General features: G+C 70.0%; 16 protein-coding genes. 11 read left to right on the forward strand and 5 right to left on the reverse strand.

What is annotated here, in order from left to right; genetic code table 11:
• Nucleotides 1-299: 299 nt before the first annotated feature.
• Nucleotides 300-908: a TetR/AcrR family transcriptional regulator gene (locus AC559T_RS04015; protein ID WP_498867782.1), complete on the reverse strand. Its 609-nt coding sequence runs from the start codon at nt 906-908 to the stop codon at nt 300-302.
• Between the two features lie 88 nt (nt 909-996).
• On the opposite strand from AC559T_RS04015, the gene AC559T_RS04020 reads away from it, so the two are divergent.
• Both AC559T_RS04020 and AC559T_RS04025 read left to right on the forward strand, forming a co-directional pair.
• Nucleotides 997-1,476, forward strand: a complete 480-nt coding sequence (locus tag AC559T_RS04020) for an SRPBCC family protein (protein WP_112104998.1) — start codon at nt 997-999, stop codon at nt 1,474-1,476.
• Nucleotides 1,477-2,696: 1,220 nt separating this feature from the next.
• Complete coding sequence (locus AC559T_RS04025; protein WP_498867783.1) at nt 2,697-4,187, forward strand: hypothetical protein; 1,491 nt, start codon at nt 2,697-2,699, stop codon at nt 4,185-4,187.
• A gap of 231 nt (nt 4,188-4,418) precedes the next feature.
• Here the strand turns inward: AC559T_RS04025 and AC559T_RS04030 are convergent, their stop codons facing one another.
• Together AC559T_RS04030 and AC559T_RS04035 are read right to left on the reverse strand one after the other, a co-directional pair.
• Nucleotides 4,419-4,646 carry a hypothetical protein gene (locus AC559T_RS04030; RefSeq protein ID WP_498867784.1) on the reverse strand — a complete coding sequence of 76 codons (228 nt, stop codon included), beginning with the start codon at nt 4,644-4,646 and terminating at the stop codon, nt 4,419-4,421.
• Nucleotides 4,643-5,086, reverse strand: a complete 444-nt coding sequence (locus AC559T_RS04035; RefSeq protein ID WP_498867798.1) for a glycosyl hydrolase — start codon at nt 5,084-5,086, stop codon at nt 4,643-4,645. Before AC559T_RS04035 ends, AC559T_RS04030 begins: the two co-directional genes overlap by 4 nt.
• Nucleotides 5,087-5,922: 836 nt before the next feature.
• On the opposite strand from AC559T_RS04035, the gene AC559T_RS04040 reads away from it, so the two are divergent.
• A complete protein-coding gene (locus AC559T_RS04040) occupies nt 5,923-7,092 on the forward strand; it encodes an HAF repeat-containing protein (protein WP_112105008.1) in 1,170 nt (389 codons plus the stop codon).
• On the forward strand, nt 7,092-7,844 hold the full coding sequence (locus AC559T_RS04045; RefSeq protein WP_071059792.1) for a TetR/AcrR family transcriptional regulator: 753 nt from the start codon (nt 7,092-7,094) through the stop codon (nt 7,842-7,844). The genes AC559T_RS04040 and AC559T_RS04045 overlap by 1 nt, the downstream gene beginning before the upstream one ends.
• Before the next feature lie 101 nt (nt 7,845-7,945).
• On the opposite strand, the gene AC559T_RS04050 is transcribed toward AC559T_RS04045, so the two are convergent.
• On the reverse strand, nt 7,946-8,551 hold the full coding sequence (locus AC559T_RS04050; RefSeq protein WP_498867785.1) for a hypothetical protein: 606 nt from the start codon (nt 8,549-8,551) through the stop codon (nt 7,946-7,948).
• A 1,175-nt stretch (nt 8,552-9,726) separates the two neighbouring features.
• Nucleotides 9,727-10,437, reverse strand: a complete 711-nt coding sequence (locus AC559T_RS04055) for a phosphatase PAP2 family protein (RefSeq protein WP_498867786.1) — start codon at nt 10,435-10,437, stop codon at nt 9,727-9,729.
• Between the two features lie 704 nt (nt 10,438-11,141).
• Between AC559T_RS04055 and AC559T_RS04060 the strand changes: the two genes are divergently transcribed.
• The 7 genes from AC559T_RS04060 (at nt 11,142) to AC559T_RS04090 (ending at nt 18,831) form a co-directional block, all read left to right on the forward strand.
• A complete protein-coding gene (locus AC559T_RS04060) occupies nt 11,142-12,068 on the forward strand; it encodes an ABC transporter ATP-binding protein (protein WP_112105000.1) in 927 nt (308 codons plus the stop codon).
• The gene (locus tag AC559T_RS04065) at nt 12,065-12,913 is read left to right on the forward strand and encodes an ABC-2 transporter permease (RefSeq protein WP_498867787.1); all 849 of its coding nucleotides are present in this window, start codon (nt 12,065-12,067) and stop codon (nt 12,911-12,913) included. Before AC559T_RS04060 ends, AC559T_RS04065 begins: the two co-directional genes overlap by 4 nt.
• Nucleotides 12,914-12,929: 16 nt before the next feature.
• Nucleotides 12,930-14,225, forward strand: coding sequence for a sensor histidine kinase (locus AC559T_RS04070; protein ID WP_498867788.1), 1,296 nt, complete (start codon nt 12,930-12,932; stop codon nt 14,223-14,225).
• Complete coding sequence (locus AC559T_RS04075; RefSeq protein ID WP_112105002.1) at nt 14,222-14,935, forward strand: response regulator; 714 nt, start codon at nt 14,222-14,224, stop codon at nt 14,933-14,935. The genes AC559T_RS04070 and AC559T_RS04075 overlap by 4 nt, the downstream gene beginning before the upstream one ends.
• A 241-nt stretch (nt 14,936-15,176) precedes the next feature.
• Entirely contained in the window at nt 15,177-16,268 is a 1,092-nt protein-coding gene (locus tag AC559T_RS04080) for an acyl-CoA synthetase family protein (protein ID WP_498867789.1), read from the forward strand.
• The gene (locus tag AC559T_RS04085) at nt 16,268-17,647 is read left to right on the forward strand and encodes an aldehyde dehydrogenase family protein (protein WP_112105004.1); all 1,380 of its coding nucleotides are present in this window, start codon (nt 16,268-16,270) and stop codon (nt 17,645-17,647) included. Before AC559T_RS04080 ends, AC559T_RS04085 begins: the two co-directional genes overlap by 1 nt.
• Before the next feature lie 308 nt (nt 17,648-17,955).
• Nucleotides 17,956-18,831 carry an LLM class F420-dependent oxidoreductase gene (locus tag AC559T_RS04090; protein WP_071059799.1) on the forward strand — a complete coding sequence of 292 codons (876 nt, stop codon included), beginning with the start codon at nt 17,956-17,958 and terminating at the stop codon, nt 18,829-18,831.
• Nucleotides 18,832-19,117 lie beyond the last annotated feature (286 nt).

The following is a 19,117-nucleotide window of genomic DNA, read 5'->3' on the forward strand; positions in this document are numbered from 1 at the left end:
AGCCGCAAAGAAATCACCACCTAAGCCCACACTCCAACCAAACAACCCTCAGGGGTTAACCGAACACCTGAAGCAACCAAACCCCGACCCAGAACCCGCCTCACCCCAGCCAGCACCCGTCACGGTTGGTCGGCAGGGCCGGCCCCGGACAGAGCCTGGGACAGGCCGACTCCAGATGTGCGGTCGACCCCGGGCGGCTGCCGCTGACCAGCTCAATCCGGCATCCCGGTCAGATTCGGAACCCAAGGTCAGGTTCAGCACTCAGCCGACCGCGGCGCCCAGGTCACTCGGACGCGTCGTCACCTGGAGGTTGGTGGTTCGAACGCGGCGAGCATTCGTTCCATTGCCAGGTCGACGCCCTCCCGGTCGCCGGTGGCGAGCAGGTCCAGGAGCAGGCCGCGAGTAGTTGCGAGTGCGAGGCGGGCCTGCGTGCGTGCCGCGGCCGGCGGCAGGCCGTCACGCACCAGGAACTCGGTCATCGGGCCGAGCCAGTCCTCGACGACTCCGTCCAGCAGCGGTTGGGCGTAGGCGCGACCCTGCAGCGCCTGGCCGTAGATCTCGAAGAAGAGGCGCTCGAACGGAGCCAGTTCGGGCTGGCTCAGCCGTCGCCACATCTGGCGGCCGAGCTCGACCGCGGAGGCTGCCGGTTCGCGCCGCATCTCGGCGAACGCGGCTCGTTGCTGTTCCTCCATCGCGCGCACCACCTCGACGAGGAGGCCGTCCCGTGAACCGAAATGGTAAATGATCATGCGATGGCTGGTGCCGAGAGCGGTCGCCAGTTGGCGCAGACTCAGGTCGCCGATCCCGTGCTCCGCCAGGTGCGCGATGACGTCTTCCAGCAGGGCTTCCCGCGCACGCCGCCCCGCGCTGGTGCGCGGACTGTCCGGCAGCTGACCTTGCGACGCCATGTACCAGATGGTACATGTACCACTTGGTACAAGTCGCGGCGCCACCCGGCGCCGGTCGAGAAACCGATCACCCCACAGGAGGCACCCGATGTACTACGAGACCTCGGTGACCATCGACGCCACGTCCGACGAGGTCTGGGCGGTGATGCGGGACGTCGAACGCTGGCCCACCTGGACTCCGACGATGACCACCGTGGACATGGCGGCACGGCCCGCGGCGGTCGGGAGCTCGGGGGCTGACGGCGAACTGCGCGACGGCAGCGTCGTGCGGATTCGGCAGCCCCGGCTGCCCGCGGCCGAGTGGACCGTGACCGACCTGACCCCGGGCTCGGGCTTCTCCTGGATCTCCAGGGCCACCGGCATGACCACGGTCGCCGACCACCGCATCACGCCCGCCGCGGAGGACGGCAAGGTCACGGTGCGGCTGAGCCTGCGGCAGTCCGGGCCACTGGCGCCGGTGGTGGCGCTTTTCATGGCGCGCCTGGTCCGCCGCTACGTCGACACCGAGGCCCAGTGCCTGCGACAGCACTGCGAGCAGCGGTCCCGCGCCGGCCGGAGCGGCAGCTGAAACGCCGAACCTCACCTGCACGGCCACCGGAATTCAGCCGTCATCCGCGCGAGGCCGCCGGCCCTGGGTGCCTCGCAGCGCGATTCGTGGACTGGCGGGGCGGACCGAGTTACGGACCCAGCCTGCCTCGATCTGATCAGATCAGATCAGATCGAGGCCCCGTAAGCGAAATTCAACCCAGAATTTCGGCATGAGCCCGCGAAACACGGGCACGAATCGATCACATTCCGGATCATCGCCGCCGGAAAACGATCCCGCCGATTCCGCGGACGGCTCTCCTCAGGACCACCCACCGCGAGGGTAGGCCCGGGAGCCCAGGCCGGGCCGCCGGTCCGAGGCCAGAACGCGACGAAGTAGTCAGCCGAGCATTTCTTCTCAGCTATCTCGGGCTCCACGGTCGAGATCTCGGGTCAACCCCCGCTTCCACCGCATCCCGATGACACGCGAAATCGATCCGAAGGCGAGCGGTCGTCAGCGGACCTCAACCCCGCAGGGCGCACGCAGAGTCGCCGCGTCAACCCATTGACGCAGGCCAGGACCTTGATCGCGGCATCGGCCCGCCCATTGGACCGCACCGGGACGCGGCCGGGTACCCGTTCGGCCATGTTCGACACCGGGCCGTCGGCGTGAGCCGCGGAGACGCCAGGGCGGCCGCCTTTCACCCCGACCGGCCGCCTTGGGCACCTACCCGAATTTGCCTACCCGAATGGGCCAATGAAGCCGAATACCGAGCCCGGCGGCCCACCGACCGACCGCCTCCACACACCTGGACCACACCAGGATCTGACCACGCCAGGCATCCAACCGACTACGCTCCGCCATCTGCCGCCAAGACGAACAAACAGAGTATTTCGGACATTTGGCTGCGGAGCTGAATCGAAAATGCCTGCGGCGCAGCCAACGTCGAAGATCGGCCATGCTGGCCGAGTCGAGGATCCCGATCATCGGCCAGCCGTCGCCGACCACAGATCCGGACTCGCGTAACAAGGTCATCCGCACAGTACGCGATTAACACGGAGGAGCACTCGAACTCTCCCTCGCCCCAGACCCTCCCGGGTTGTGGTGAACCTGGCGTTGGTAGTTTTCTGCGCAAGTCGAGACTGACCGGCAAACGCTGATCCACACCCTGCGCCGGACCGCCGTACTCCCGATAAGGGCGGTTCGACGGGCGCCGTCGGTGAGTGTCATGGCGACTCGTCACAGTCAAGGGAGAAGGATTAATGCGTATCACCAGAATGCGGGCCGTCACGGCCGGCGTTCTCGGCGCGGCCATGACGGCGGCGGCCGTACCGGCCTGGGCCGTTCCCATGCCGACTGCGACCGCGAGCCCGTCCGCCGACATCGCCGAGGGCATCCTCGGCTCGCCGGATCCCACCGCTCCCGCGGGAAGCGGGATAACCGTCAACCTCGATCCGAGCGCCTCGCCGAGTGCCGCACCCGGGGCCACCCCGGGCGTTGGTCCGAGCCCGTCCCCGGGCACCGGCCCGGGCGTCATCATCAGCAGCCCTTCGGCGACACCGACCGGTACCGGCGACGCGACGCTGGACCAGTTCCTGTCCCTGCTCCCGTTCCGGCTCCCCTTCGACCGGGAAATCAACGGCATCGACGACTTCGAGACCAATCCGCTGCGGCTCAGCTACACCTGCACCGGCGCAGGTCCCGCCTGGCGGGTGAGCAACCAGTCGGACGTCGCGTTCGGCTTCGGCTGGTTTGACACCAGCCAGGGCTCCGGCATCTCCACTCTCGGCCCGCGGCAGTCTCTGGAGCTGCCGTCCCACGCCATGGCCGTGATCGCTTCGCCGTGGAACGAGACGACCGGGAACCTCCTGGTGACCGTTCCGGCCGTCGGCGTCTCCGCATGCGCCGGGACTCCCGCGCCCGCGGTGATTCCGGGCGGCGGCGGAGTGGGCGCGACGCCGACAGTCGGTGCCGGTGTTGGCGCTGGTGCTGGCGGCGGGACCGGCGGCGGTGGCGTACCCGGTGGTGGGACCGGCACGGGCGGCGGCACCGGCGGTGGTACGGGCACCGGCACCGGCGGCGGTGGCGTACCCGGCGGCGGCGGTGCACCCGCCGGCGGCGGCGGGACCGGCGGCGGAGGCGGTGGGACCGGCACGGGCGGCGGCACCGGCGGTGGTACGGGCACCGGCACCGGTGGCGGTGGCGTACCCGGCGGCGGCGGCGGGACCGGCGGCGGAGGCGGTGGGACCGGCACGGGCGGTGGTACGGGCACCGGCACCGGCGGCGGTGGCGTACCCGGCGGCGGCGGTGCACCCGCCGGCGGCGGCGGGACCGGCGGCGGAGGCGGTGGGACCGGCGGCGGAGGCGGTGGGACCGGCGGCGGAGGCGGTGGGACCGGCGGCGGAGGCGGTGGGACCGGCGGCGGAGGCGGTGGGACCGGCGGCGGAGGCGGTGGGACCGGCACGGGCGGCGGCACCGGCGGTGGTACGGGCACCGGCGGCGGTGGCACAGGCACCGGCGGTGGCGGTAGCGGCGCACCCGCAGGCGGCGGAGGTAGCGGTGGTGGCACACCCGCCGGCGGCGGAAGCGGAGGCGGAGGCGGCACACCCGCCGGCGGCGGAAGCGGCGGTGGAGGCGGTGGAGGCGGTGGCGGTGGCGGCACACCCGCCGGCGGCGGTGGCGGTGGCGGGCTGCCTATTGCCGCGCCTGCCGCACCGACCGCGGTATCCGCCGTGCCGTACTACGCCGGTTGATCACCGGCGTAAGCCGGGACGCAGTCAGCGGCCGACTGTCGGGATAGCGGCACCGACGCCGCCACCCGGCATGCCTCCCACAGATCATCGAGGGAATGTCGCGGGGGATCCGAAGCAGAGCCCGCAAAGAGCACGGAGCGGCCGAGGTGGGAGGCTTCCAGGATCGGGAAGCCTCCCACCTCGGCTGGCCCGCGGCCGCTGGCGCTCCCTCGTCGCGAGGTCCGGTCGGGCCTATGTCCGTCGGTAGAGTTGCTGGTAGCGGGCGGCAGCGTTCGGGTTCCGGTAGACGCAGCCGGGCCCGAGAGGTCGGTACAGGTTGGAACCGACGTTCCCTGGACCACAGCCGCCGAAGTAGAACTCGTACACCAGCCCCTTCCCCGCATGTTCCAGGAACCAGTCGTACATCCACTGGACGAAGTTGGCGCTGTCGCCTCCTCCGTTCGATCCAGCGCCACTCACGACCCCCACTCGCCGATACCGAACGCCTTGTTGTACGCCGTGGCGAAGTTGTACCAACAGGTCAGTCCGCCAACCGCTGTGGCCTGGGCGTCGAATTCCGCCTTCGTGCGTGACACCGACCAGGCATCGTAGGAGTCCAGACCGACGGTGTCGACCCAGGCGTCGCCCGGATACATGTCGATCGCGTTGTGGCTCGGCGGGTTCTGCGAGTAGTTGGCGTTGAGGCTCCACGACTTTTCGGGATCGGGTTCGGACGTGGGCCTGACGGCGTCCACCACGTGGCGCCAGCAGTTGATGAAGTCTGTCGGGTTTGTGGCGGACCACGGGAACCAGTTGCCGTTCGCCTCCCGGGAAAGCCGGATGATCGAGTTCTGGCGGCCGAACGCGTTCAGCGTGTTACGAAGTTCCGCCAGTACGAAACATATGCGCCGGTGACGCAGGTCGCATTACTCGCACCGATGTTCTCCGGGAACGGTGAAGCCCCGATTATCAGCCGGCCCGGCCAGGTGGCGAACCTCTGCAGGAGATCGGAACTGACGGCCGCACCGCGAGCGCGGCTCGGCGCGGGTGGCCCGGTCCAGCGGCCCGCGCGAGTGACCAGTCCGGCGGCCCCGCGGTCGTGGGTCGGGTCGGCATCCGCGCCGGTTTCGCACCAGCCGCCGCAGAGCCGCCCCAAGATCATGATTGCCGGTCCGGGGTTGTGACCGACCCGGGGCGGCGCCACGCGCACGAAGCGGGCATTGCGCACACGAAGCGGGCATTGCGCAAATGAAGGGACCACGCCTCGGGGAACGGCCGTTCGGCCCGCTCGGGCTCGCTCGAGGCATCGACGTGGCCGGCGGCGGGGAACAGCCGACCCGGGCGCCCGCGGGCAGGATGGTCCCTGACCTGTCAGCCATCCCGGCTGGTTCGGCAGCCGTCGACGCCGAGGACAACCGCGACCTTACCAGCAATTACCGAGCCACTGACCAAGCCATCACCAGGGACTTTCGAGACATTACTCGGTGAATTCCTGGGACCTCTCCGCCACTACAGCCAGGTTTTCTCCTGGAAAAGATCCGACAGGAGATCAGATCGCGAGACGGAGTGCGCAATATTTTGTGGCACGCACGTGGTCTGATGATGTGTCGCAGACGGTCGGCCGATGCCGCAGAATGAAATTCTCGGACGCCGATGCCGGTCTCGACACACCCGATTACCGCACCAGGGGTTCACGCTCGGGCAACGTCGTGGACCACCGAACTCCCGGTGCCAGACAAATGGAGTGAAACCTGTGATGGTAAGTGACCGTCAACCAGTCGCGCGCCTCGCGGTGGTGGCCGCCGCTTCCTCGGGGCCGGTCAACCTGAGCAACCCGACGTCAGCGGACGCCTCGGCCACCGCGGCGCGACCACCGTGGCAGGCCCGCCCGGCCGCGACCGCCGTCACCGGGCCACCGGGCGCCCCGGGCCTCCTGGTGTGTGGGAACGCCAGTGGCCTGCTGGCCGGCCTCTGGCAGAGCGGCCGGGACCGGGTCGACGGCTTCCTGTGGCAGGCCGACACGGTTCGCAGCCTCCCCGGGAGCAGCCGTCCGATCGCCATGAGCTCTCTGGGCGTCGTGGTCGGCGAGATGATTGGCAGGCAGGGCCCGCAGGCATTCCGCTGGAGCTACGGCATCCACTCCGCGCTTCCCTACCTGGGCGGCACGGACATCCCGGGAGGGCATTTCAGTATCGCCGTGAGCGTCAACGGCCTGGGCCTGGTCGCGGGCAGCAGCAGCACCGACAGCGGCGATCGGCATGCCTGTCTGTGGCGGGAACACATCAGCGAGGACCTCGGCACCCTTGGCGGCCCGGAGAGCTCCGCCGCCGCCGTCAACGACCTCGGCCTGGTGGTCGGTACGAGTCAGACGCGCAGCGGGGCCGACCACGCGTTCGTGTGGTCCGACCGCCGTATGCATGACCTCGGCACCCTCGGTGGCACCTGGAGCAGTGCGTCCGGCGTGAACAACGCCGGGCTGGTCATCGGGAGCAGCGGCACGGCGGACGACCGGACCCACGCGTTCTGCTGGCAGAACGGAACAATGACAGATCTCGGGACACTCGTTGGAGATGAGCACAGCGAAGCCGTCGCGGTGAACAATGCCGGCCAGGTGCTCGTGCGCAGCTACGGCGGGGGAGTTCGGGCATTCCTCTGGTCCGGCGGCGACCTCACCGAGATCCACGGTTTCGGCGAGGGTTGGGTCGACCCGGCCGGGCTCAACGACTCCGGCGTGGTCTGCGGAACGGTCGAGCTCCCGGCCGGGGACGGGCATGCGTTCCGCTGGCGGCACGGAGTGGTCACCGATCTCGGCACCCTCGGCGGGAGGCAGAGCTCGGCCAGTCACGTGACGGCCGGTGGAGTCGTTCTCGGTGAGGCGGTGAGCGTCTCGAGCCCCGTCCCCCACGCCGCCTTCTGGACACCGTAGTGGTGCCTGAGAGCGGCGGTGCGCCGCATGCCACGGCGAGCGGCCAGCGTGGCGACGCCGGCACCGACTACAGACCAGCAGAACGGCCCCGGCGCTCCGACGCCGTCCGCAACCAGGAGCGCCTGCTGACCGCGGCGCGGGCGGTCTTCGCCGAACTCGGCACGAACGCACCGTTGAACACGATCGCGCGACGCGCCGGGGTCGGCCCGGCGACGCTCTACCGGAACTTCGCCAACCGCGAGGACCTGATCGAGGCCGTGTACCGCGAGGATGTCGCCGGGCTCCGCCGCCAGGCGGACGAGCTGGGCGACCGGCTCCCGCCCGGCGCAGCGCTCGCCGCCTGGCTCAGGCAGCTCGCGAGGCACCTCCTGGCCCGGCAGGGGGTCTTCGTCCTCGAGATCGAGGGCCCGCCAATCGCTCCGCTACCGCGGGCGGCGCCGCCCGCCTCCCCCGCCACCCCGCTCGGTGACGCCGGAGCCGGAGTGCTCGCCCGTGCTCAGCGCGCCGGCAGCGCGCGCGCCGATATCACCGTGGACGACCTGGTGGCGGTCACGGCCGCGCTCGTGTCGGCGCTGGGCCCTGGCGGCGGCGAGCGAAATTCCGGCACGCCCGAGGCCCAGCCGGCCGCCGGCGAAAAGGGAGAAATCAGCGTCCAGCATTCACAAGATCATGATACAGGCGCATATCTTGACCGGCTGCTGTCACTCGTCGCGAACGGCTGGCAGATTAGCGACCGCGGCGGTCATCCCTAGCCGTGCTTCGAAGGCGGTGCGTGGCGCGGAGAGCATCCCCGCGGTAGGCGGGCCTCCACGGCGCGGGCACGCATCGACCGTCTCGTAACTGGAGTCTTCCCTCAAATGATGATCAAGTGCAGGCCACTGTGATCCGCTCCGGGGCCGGAGAAGTCCGGCCCGTTCCAGGTCGACTGCGCGAGCGGCGCGATATCGCCAGGTACGGCGACGATGACGGTCCCGTACTTGCCGAGGATGTCCATAATAGTTGACCTGATCCGAATAAATTCGACACCCGTGTGCCCGACGTGCACCGGGCAGAGGTCGCCGCTGTCCAGACGCGCTATTCCGTCGGGTATCTGCTCGCCGGCGGCGACCTGGGACCGGTTCTCCATCCGCCATTGCCGTTCGCTGAGCCAGCCCACGACGACCAGGTCGGGGAGACCGTCGCGCTCCAGCCGCAGCCGCGCTCGCGCCACCATCGCATGGTGGACAGCCGCCGCGGCCGCGCCCGGTGCCGCCACGGGTGAGGCTCTGTCACCGGTGCTGACGAGCCTCTCCCCGTCCGGCGTCAGACGGACGAGGCGGCCCTGGTTGGCGAGCACCGGCTCGGCGTATGCGACCCCGGCGTTCGCCCAACGGGTCACGATCGACCGTGCCGCGTTCTTCGAGATGAGCCGAGCGGGGTTGAGCACGTCAGGCAGGTCGGTCTCGAAGACCGCATGCATATCGAAGATCCACTCGAGCGCGTGCAGATCGCGCGTGTTAAGTCGAACCGTCCCCTGGTCGGCTCTCCTCCTAGGTATCCGAGTAGCCACCGTTCCTGCTGCCTCCACGCACTCGCAGTACACCGGACGGAAGTAGATTCCCAGAGGACTTTTGACCCTGAGAGCCATCACGATCCCGATGAGACAAGAGTACATGGCAAGGAGACAGCGGTGAGGAGACGAGCGACTGGCGGTCGTGCGACTTCGCCGGCTGGCCAGCAGATAACCGGCGACTGACCGGCTCCTGCCAATCAGGCCGGCATTCAAAGCGCTAAGATGCAACGTCGCGATGACGGCCGAAGCACGCCCACGCGGAACTGATTATTTAAATCAGGCACAGATTTTCAGGAACCGGATGAGAGCTCGTCCACATTGTCCGGAATTTTTGAGGTACCAGCATACGCCTGGGCCACTTTCCGCGCGGCGAGCTGCCGAACTTCAGGGAGGATCGCGCCTGACATAGTTAGCCCATTGCCCATGTTTACCCGTAAGCAAACGCACCCCATTGGCGTTAACCCGGCACCCCTCGAGGCCGTTCGCGGCTGGTCGACGTCGCGCTTGCCCACAGCGTCGGGCCGGTACCGCGCGGTCCAGGCCGCCACCTCATCGCGGTCCCGGATCCTCATCGGACGCGACGCTGTAAACGGGGCGGGGAACGATGGCCGGCGCGAGAGCTGATCAGCGCGTGCCCGAGAGACGCCGAGTCACTCGGCAATGTCCCGCAGGTTCACAATCCCGGCCACACTCAACACCGTAGAACCAGCATCGCTGCTACCGGTAACACCGCTAGCCTCTCGGAGCGTCACACGCAATCCGGGAGGTCCGTGCCAATGTGGCTTTGCGCGCATAGAACGCACGACCGCACCGCCGGCACGGCTGCGACAGGCGGACAAGGCGGCCGGGCGCTGCGCCGCCCGATCCCGTTTCGCCACGGACCGCTCCGCGGCCACGACGCCGTCCTCGGCGGCCACCGCTCCCGCTCAGCTCAGGTACCGGCCGGGGACGCCGCCAATCGCACCACAGTGATCGATAGAAAGATATCCGGCCGGACGTGCTTCGATCTGTTCCACACCTGCCTCGGCCGGCCCGACGCCGGAAGAGCGGCCCGGCGCGCTTCCACGCGACGAAGATGGCGATCAGCAGGGGTCCGGCCGGTCTGGCTGATCCCGGCCGATCCACGCGAGCAGGGCGCCCAGCGACGGCAGGCAGACAACAGCGAGGACTGTGGCCAACAGCCATCCGGCGAAAACATCAGTGGGCCAGTGCACCCCGAGGTAGATCCGGCTGAGCCCCACAGTGAACGCCCAGATGCCCGGGACCGCGACAGCCGCGACCCTGGTGGAGCGCCTGCGGGCCCGGCGGTACAGCACCGCGGCGAGACCCGCGGCCACCAGCGCCGAGGTGGTCGTGTGGCCGGATGGAAACGCGAAGCCGGACGGATAGGTTATCCAGTGTGCCACCGGCGGTCGCGCCCGACCGACGATGACCGCCAGCGAGGTCCTCAACAGCTGTCCCAGCAGCAGCGCCACGACCCCTGCGACGGCGCCCAGCCACCACCGCGACACCGCCAGGGCGCCGGCGACCGCGGCAAGACAGTAGGCGCGGGCACCGACGCCGGTGTCGGTGACGGCGACCGCGACATCGGACAGCCCGGGGTCACGGTGAGCCAACACCCATCGGTGCCACCCGGCATCGAACCCGAACGGCGTTCCACTCCGGAGGACGACGGCGCCCAGCAGCACCGCGAGCAGGACCCCCGCCGCTCCGGCGACGGTGTACCGGATGGTCTCGGTGCGGGCCCGCTCCGAACCGGGCAGGCCCACCACCCGGTCAGAGGTCGAGCGCACCGGTTGCCCGCCGGGTCGACGCATGTCCGCCAACAGGAGTCTCCGTCGGCACATCGGTGATCATCACATGGGTCGCCGGCAGGGCCCGTCGGGACACGATGGCCCCCGCCTTGATGTCAGGCGCCGCGACACAGCCGATGATGATCGTTTTCAACGGTCCTGTTCCCCGGTCGAGCCTTATCCGTCGGTCGTTCGCGACTGGTTTTTCGCGGCCGTTGCCTGCGCGCTTCCTCCTTCCGCGGCCGAGCTTTCGCGTTCGGTTCCGCGGTCGTTTCGGGCCCCGCGACACGCCTCGGCCGAAGAGCGCGTCCCGCCCGCCGGGTGTGCCCCGTCCGAAGACCGCGCCTCGCCCGAAGACTAGGACGGCCAACATGTGAGGACGATGTGGGACGGCCCTCCCCTATCACCATCAGCTCCCCGCTGTATGACTGCTCCGCCAGGTCGTGAAACTGGCCGGAACCCCGCTGTGCTGACCAGAAGCAATAGCCAGTAGGTGTCTTTCCCGGCTGGCCGCCGTAGACAGGCAGGAAGCGGCATCCGGATGGCATCCGCGTACCGCGGTACCTGGGCTGTCGGCCCTGGTACCGCGGTACCACCGCCGGGCCCGAAGATCGGACCGCGGTATGACGAATCGTCTCGGGCCCACGCCTAGCGTCTCCCAGCAGGACGCCGGGAACCCGGCGGACAGGTCTGAGAGGGAAGCGATGATCGAGGCGCGACAGCTGACCAAGCGATACGGGCCGAAGACAGCCGTCGACGGTCTGGACTTCACGGTCCGGCCGGGCTCGGTGACGGGATTTCTGGGGCCGAACGGCGCCGGTAAGTCCACCACGATGCGAATGATCATTGGATTGGACGCGCCGACCGCCGGCTCGGTGACGGTGAACGGCCGGGAGTACGCGAAGCACGCGGCTCCGCTGCGGGAGGTCGGCGCGCTCCTGGAGGCGCGGTCCATCCACCCCGGACGAACGGCCTTCGACCACCTGATGGCCCTCGCGTACACCCACGGCATCCCCCGCGCCCGGGTGGACGAGATGATCGAGCTGACGGGCCTGGGTTCGGTGGCCCGCAGGCGCGCCGGTGCCTTCTCGCTCGGCATGGGCCAGCGGCTGGGCATCGCCGCGGCGCTGCTCGGGGACCCGCAGACCGTCATGCTGGACGAGCCGGTCAACGGGCTCGACCCGGAGGGTGTGCTGTGGATCCGGAATCTGCTCACCGACCTCGCGGCCGCCGGGCGGACCATCTTCGTCTCGTCGCACCTGATGAGCGAGGTGGCGCTGGTCGCCGACCATCTCATCATCGTCGGGCGCGGGCGGGTCCTGGCTGACACCACCGTGCAGGAGCTGGTCCGGCAGGCCGGCGGCGACACCGTGGCGGTCGCCAGCGCCGACCCGGCGCGGCTGCGCGGCCTTCTGGCCGGTCCCGGGGTCGAGATCACGGCGACCACGGGGTCGGAGCAGTTGAGCGTGACCGGCATGTCGGCCCGCGAGATCGGGACCAGAGCCGCTGAACACGGCATCGCGCTGTTCGAGCTCACCGCCCGGACGGTCTCCCTGGAGGACGCCTTCATGGCCCTGACCAAGGACGCCGTCGAATACCATTCCGAGACGACCGTGGCGAGGGCGGCATGACCACCATCACTGAGACCCGGCCCGTACCCGCAACGCCGTCCCGGACGGCCGGCTCCGGTCAGAAGGTGACCGGCCGGCGGGTGCTGCGTTCCGAGTGGGCCAAACTGTGGTCGCTGCGGTCGACCTGGATCACGCTGACCCTCGGGCTGCTCTTCCTGTTCGCGGTCGGCGTCATCGCCGCGGTGCAGTACAGGTCGATGACCGGGCCGGGCAAGCACCTGGACCCCGGCCTCGCGGATGCCACCACCCAGGGCCTCGCCCTGTTCGGCGTGCCGTTCGCGCTGGTCGCGCTGGGCGTCCTGGGGGTGTTGACGACCTCGGGCGAGTACACGTCCGGCATGATCCGGTCCACGCTGGCGGCCGTCCCGCGCCGCCTGCCGGTGTTGTGGGCCAAGGCCGCCGTCCACGGTCTGATCGCCTTCGTCCTCAGCGTGATCGGTGTGTTCGTCGCGTTCCTCGTCGCCAGCGGGATCCTTTCCCGCACCCCCATCGCCATGAGCGTCACCGACGGTGGTGTCGTGCGCAGCCTGCTCGGCGCGGGCCTCTACCTCGGCCTGGTCGCCGTGATCGGGGTGGCGCTGGGCGCACTGCTGCGCTCGACCGCGGGCGGGATCTCGGCCCTGGTCGGCACGTTCCTGCTGGTGCCCAGCCTGATGTCGCTGCTGCCGAGGTCCTGGCGGACCGACGTCACCCCGTACCTGCCCAGCAGTGCCGGCGAGTCGGTCTTCGCCCTGCACCACACCGCCGGCACGTTGTCGGCCGGTGCGGGGCTGCTCGTCCTGCTCGGCTGGACGGCTCTCGTCCTCGGCGGGGCCGCGCACCGGCTCGTCCGGTCGGACGTCTGATCCTCCGGTACTCTCGGTGAGCGACGACGACGCGGCCGGCGGGCTCGTGGGACATCCCGCGACCGCCCGGTTGTTCCACGCCGGACAGCGGGTCCGGCAGTGGGACATCGCACGCCCCTGGGCGCTGGACACCGCCGTCGTGGTCACGATCTTCCTCGTGTTCTGCCTGCCCGCCCTCCCGCACGACGGGGACCCTCCGGACACGCCGATCCCCTTCGTCTGGCCGCCGCTGGCCGAGATGCTGCTGTTCCAGGCCGCGCTGCTCGTCCCGCTGTGGTGGCGGCGCCGCGCCCCGCTGGCAGCGTTCCACGCGGTCATGGCGGCGTTCGTCGTCGAGCTGGCCGTCGGTGTCCTGCTGCGCGCCGACGTCGCGCTGCTGGTCGCCGTTTACAGCCTGGTGCTCCACGCGCCGCTGCGGCGCCTGCCGTGGGCGGTACCCGCGTCGATCGCCACGTTCGTGCTGCTCGTGATCCGCCTGGCCACGGTGCTGCCGGTGGGGGATCTGATTTTCCTGCTCCTCAGCATCGGCGTCGCGGCCGCCGCGCTGGGGTTCGCGGTGCGCATCCGCCGCGCGCAGCTGGCCGCGCTGCGCGACCGGGCCCGTCAGCTCGAGATCGAGCGGGACCAGCGCAGCAGACTCGTGGCGGCCAGCGAGCGCGCCCGGATGGCCCGCGAGATGCACGACATCGTCGGCCACAGCCTCGCAGTGATCATCGCGCTGGCTGACGGCGGCGCGTACGCCGTGGACGTCGCGCCCGAACGCGGCAAAGAAGCGCTCAACCTGATCGGCGACACCAGCCGCCGGTCGCTCGGCGAGCTGCGCCGCGTCCTCGGCGTACTGCGGGAGCGTGCCGAGGCGCCCGATCTCAGCCCGCAGCCGCGCATCGCCGATCTCGACTCGCTGTGCCGGCGCGTCCGCGCGGCCGGGCCGCAGGTTGAGTACCAGAGCGCCGGTGAGCTCGATGCCCTGGATCTCGGGGTGCAGCTGGCGGCGTACCGCATCGTCCAGGAGGCGCTCACCAACATCCTCAAGCACGCCGGCCCGCGCACCCGGGTGCGCATGGCGCTGCGCATCGACGGCACCCGGCTTCGGATCATGATTCGGGACACCGGCCCACCCGACGCCGCCGACCGGCCCGCTCCCCCCGGCGAGCCGGGTCACGGCCTGATCGGAATGCGGGAACGCGCTGGGCTCTACGACGGCACCGTCGCGGCGGGCCCCGCCCCGGGCGGAGGATGGAGCGTGGCAGCCGACCTCGACCTCACCCCGCACGAAACCCCACCGCACAAGCCCGAAGGCGACCCCACATGATCAGCGTGCTCATCGTGGACGACCAGCCCCTGCAACGCCTCGGCTTCCGCATGCTGCTCGAGAGCAACCCCGACACGGAGGTGGCCGGCGAGGCCAGGAACGGTTCGGACGCGGTACGGCAGACGGCGGACCTGCATCCCGACGTCGTCCTGATGGACGTCCGCATGCCAGGCATGGACGGCATCGAGGCGACCAGGCGGATCGTGGCCGGCGGCGGCCGCTCGCGCATCCTCATGCTCACGACCTTCGATCTCGACGAGTACGTGCACGCCGCGCTTCGCGCCGGCGCCAGCGGCTTCCTGCTGAAGGACGCCTATCCCGAGGAGCTCCTCGCCGGCATCCGGGCGGTCGCCGTCGGCGACGCGGTCATCGCGCCCGCCCTCACCAGGCGCCTGCTCGACGCGTTCGCACAGCATCTCGGCGATGCCCTTCCCGACGGGGAGCGGGCCGCCGACCCGCGCCTGGACACGCTGACCGAACGGGAACGCGAGATCCTCGTCGCCATCGGCCACGGCTGGACCAACGGCGAGATCGCCGAGCGGCTGGTCCTGTCCGAATCGACCGTCAAGACCCACGTGGGCCGCGTACTCGCGAAGATCGGCGCCCGGGACCGGGTGCAGGCCGTCATCTGTGCCTATGACCTTGGCCTGACCCGCCCGCAGGCCCGCGCCGAAACCGCCCGGGACCGCAGAACCGACAATCGGCAATAAACGGGCGAGACAGGCCACACGCCGCACAATTAAATTAACATCAGGTGGACGGGTATCGCCCACTCGGACCGCAAACGGACTCGGACCGCAAACGGACTCGGACTGTCAACAGCCGGGGATGAAAGACGGCGATCTGGCGATCGTACGATAGGAACCGGCTCGGCGCTCTCCGACCTGGTTTCGGCGGGGGCGAGAATCAGGATCGTCGAACTGCACGACCGCACGTGTCCGGAGGCCGTCCATGCTCCCATCAATCCTTGACATAACCCCGGGAGAAATCGCGTCCATCGACGCCGACGAATACATCGGCGCCCTGATGCGATGGCATTTCTCGGAGGAGACCGGTAGCCCGTACTGGTTGCGCCGGTCCCGGAGCCTGGATTTCGACCCGATCGCCGACGTCCGGACTTTCGCCGATCTCGTGCTCTTCCCGAACGTCGTCAACGAGTTCCGCGATGTCCCGGTCGAGGACCTGGTCCCAAGGGGGCTGACCGGCGCGGACCGGGTGATCGCGGGAATCTTCGAGAGCGGCGGGACGACCGGCGCCCCGAAAAGATTCGTGATGTTCGAACGCTGGGCCGAGTTCGCACTTAGCTGGGACGAGTTCCATTACAGCGACCTGGGGACGACGAACATCCTGGCGATCGCGCCCAGCGGGCCGCACATGTTCGGCGACTTCGCCAGCAGGAGGGCACGCCGCCACAACGGCGTGAGGTTCACCGTCGACCTCGACCCCCGGTGGATCAAGAACCTCATAGCCCGCGGCGCTCTGGAGGAGGCCGACCGCTACGCCGAGCATCTGGTCGACCAGGCGGCGCACATCCTTACCAGCCAGTCCGTCGGAATCCTGGTCACGACTCCACCGCTGCTCGAGCGGATAGCGCGGCGCGCGGAGCTCGTCGAGGTCATCAACAAGAACATCCGGTTCATCTGCTGGAGCGGCGCGCACATGGACGCCGACTCGCGCGACATCTTCCGGCGGGAGGTATTCCCCGGAATCCCCCTCAAGGGCCTTTACGGGAGCACGACGGTGCTCGGTATGTCCCGCGAGCGCCCGCAGGAGGATTCCGACGAGCTCGCGGTGTTCGATCCGCCCAGCCCGTACATCACCTTCCAGGTGGTGGATCCCGGGACCGGCGCGGAGGTCGGGTTCGGCGAGCGCGGCCAGGTCGTGATGAACCACCTCACCAAGTACGCGCTGGTGCCGAACAACCTCGAGCGGGACACGGCGGTCCGGGTCGAGCCGCTGACCGGAGCGCTCGGCTGCGCCGTCGCCGACGTCGCCCCGGTCACCACCTTCGACAGCCAGGCCGTCATCGAAGGGGTCTACTGATGGACGAGCAGATCCACATCGACGCGCTCGGTCCGACCGGGCCGTACCGCTCCCGCGAGCGCAAGCCGCTCACCGCGCTCTCCGGGGAGCACATCGGCGAGATCAGCCAGGTGCCGACGCTCTACGTGCGCCGGGCGCTGGCCGCGATGCGCGCGGCGCCGACCGTGCCGGCCGCCGAGCGGTTCGCCGCGCTCGACAAGGCCGCCGACCTGTTCACCGGCGCCGCCGTCGGCGGCCTGCACCCCGACGACTACGCCCACCTCGTCTCGCAGGCGTCGGGTGTGCCGCTCGGCGTGGTCCGCCAGTCGGTCGAGTGGGTCGCGGAGGTGCTGCGTTCCCAGCGGCGCACGGTCGAGCTGGCGATGCCCCGAGGCGCGGTCGCCGACTGGCGCGACCCGGCCACGACCACCGGTTCCGCGGTCTGGACCCGGCGCGGGGACCTCTTCGCCGTCCACGCCGCCGGCAACACCCCGGCCGTGCACGGGCTGTGGCCCGAGGCGTTGGCGCTGGGATACAAGGTCGCGCTCCGGCCGTCGTCCCGCGAGCCGTTCACCGCCTTCCGGCTGGTGAGCGCCCTGCGCGACGCCGGTTTCCCGCCTGCGGCGCTGACCCTGCTGCCCACCGACTACGCGGCCGCGGACGTCATCGTCGCCGAGGCCGACCACGCGATCGTGTACGGCGGCCAGGACGTCGTCGACAAGTACCGGGCCAACCCGCGCGTGCTGACACAGGGGCCAGGGCGGTCGAAGATTCTCGTCACCGCCGAGGTCGACTGGCGGGAGAAGATCGACGTCATCGCCGGCTCGGTCAGCCACCTGGGGGGAACCGCCTGCACCTGCGCCACCGCCGTGCTCGTCGAAGGTGACCCCGAACCGCTGGCGCGGGCGCTCGCCGAGCGGCTGGGCCGGATTCCGAGCCTGCCGCCCGACCACCCCGACGCGATCCTGACGGTGCAGCCGACCGCCACGGCGACGCAGCTCGACCGCTACCTGCACACCGTCGCCGGTGACGCGCACGCGCTGCTCGGCGGGGACACCATCGTCGACGACCTTCCCTCGGGCGGCTCGGTGCTGCGGCCGGCGGTGCACCTGGTCGCGTCGAGCACGGCCCCCCAGCTGAACGTCGAACTGCCGTTCCCGTGCGTCTGGGTCGGCCCCTGGCAGGAGCGGGACGGCGTCGCCCCGCTGCGCGACTCCCTCGTCCTCACCGCGATGACGACCCGGACGGACCTCGTCGACACCCTGCTGGACGAACCGTCGATCACCAACCTCTACCTCGGGGACAACCCCACGACCTGGCTGCGCCCCGGCATCCCGCATGACGGCTACCTCGGCGAGGTCCTGATGCGTAGCAAGGCGATGATCCGCTCCGGTCCGTGAAGCCCCCCGCTGGCAACCACAGCCGACAGGGAGGGTCGAGGGCCTCCAGGGAACTCAGGCGACGGGGCCGGCGCCCGCCCGTCCAGGATCTCGACGGCACACGCCGCGCGGCCGCGGAGCGGCCCCCGGGTGGCGGAGCGGCCCCCGGGTGGCGGGGCGGAAGCTCGCCCCGCGCGATAGGGCCGCCGCGATGTGAGTTCGATGTGAGCCCGCGTTGCCGGGCGAGGCCGTCCGTACCCAGTGGAATACGACGTCGCCATTGACGGCTGGAGTAGCGAAAGGGCCAGTCACAGCGAAGGGACGGGGCCGTGGCGGTTGACGTCGGCGGAATCGGAGTATGGCGGGCTTCGTTCTACTGGCCTGGCGACGCCGGGCAGCACGCGGAGATCGCCGCGGAGCTGGAGGATCTCGGGTACGACGCGATCTGGATCGGTGCCTCCGCCGGTGACCTCGCGCTGCCGGAGACACTGCTGGACGCGACGTCACGGATCGCGGTGGCCACGGGGATCGTCAACGTCTGGACCGAGCCGTTGGACCAGGTGGTCGCCAGCTACGCCCGCGTATCCGGGGCCCACCCCGACCGACTGCTTCTCGGCATCGGTGCCGGGCACGCCGCGAACGTCGAGCCGACCGGGCAACGCTACGAGCGGCCGTACCGGAAGGTGGTCGACTACCTGGACGGCCTCGACGCGGCGAAGACGCCGGTCCCCCGGGAGAACCGTGCGCTCGCGGCGCTCGGCCCGCGGGTTCTCGCGCTCGCCGCCGAGCGCACGGCGGGCGCGCATCCCTACCTCGTCCCACCGGAACACACGCGGCGGGCCCGAGAGATCCTCGGGAGCGGTCCGCTGCTCGCCGTCGAGCAGAAGGTCGTCCTGGAGACCGATCCGGAGCGGGCTCGCACGATCGCCCGCGCCACGGTGAACCGCTACATGACCCTGCCGAACTACACCAACAATCTCCTCCGGCTCGGCTTCACTCCCGACGACTTCGGAGGCGGCGGCAGCGACCGCCTCGTCGACGCGCTCGTCGCCTGGGGTGACCTCGACGCGGTCCTCAGCCGCGTGCGGGAGCACCAGGACGCGGGCGCGGACCACGTGTGCATCCACGTCCTCACCGAGGACCCGACGACTGTTCCCCGGCCGCAATGGCGCGCCCTCGCCACCGCACTCGACCTGGTTTCCTAGCGGCGCTGCCCAGCGCGGCGCTGAAGGTCCGCCCAGGTACGCGATTCATCCCGGCCAGTGTCACGATTCCCGGCCGGTCGCCGCAAAGGATTTTCCGGGGCGGTCACCCAGATCACAACGCGGGAGGCCGTCTACCAGGCCTTTTCCGTCATCAACGCCGCCAGCGGCGAGCAGGGCCGGCACGAGTCGCCTTTCCGGTGTTCCGCGGAGTGAGCGACTGCCTTGTCGGTGGTCACTGGCTGGCGAATAATCGATCAGTAACCTGAGCGATCCGCCGGTCAGGTTC

The sequence above is a fragment of the Frankia sp. Hr75.2 genome (assembly GCF_949319125.1).
Lineage (GTDB): Bacteria > Actinomycetota > Actinomycetes > Frankiales > Frankiaceae > Parafrankia > Parafrankia soli.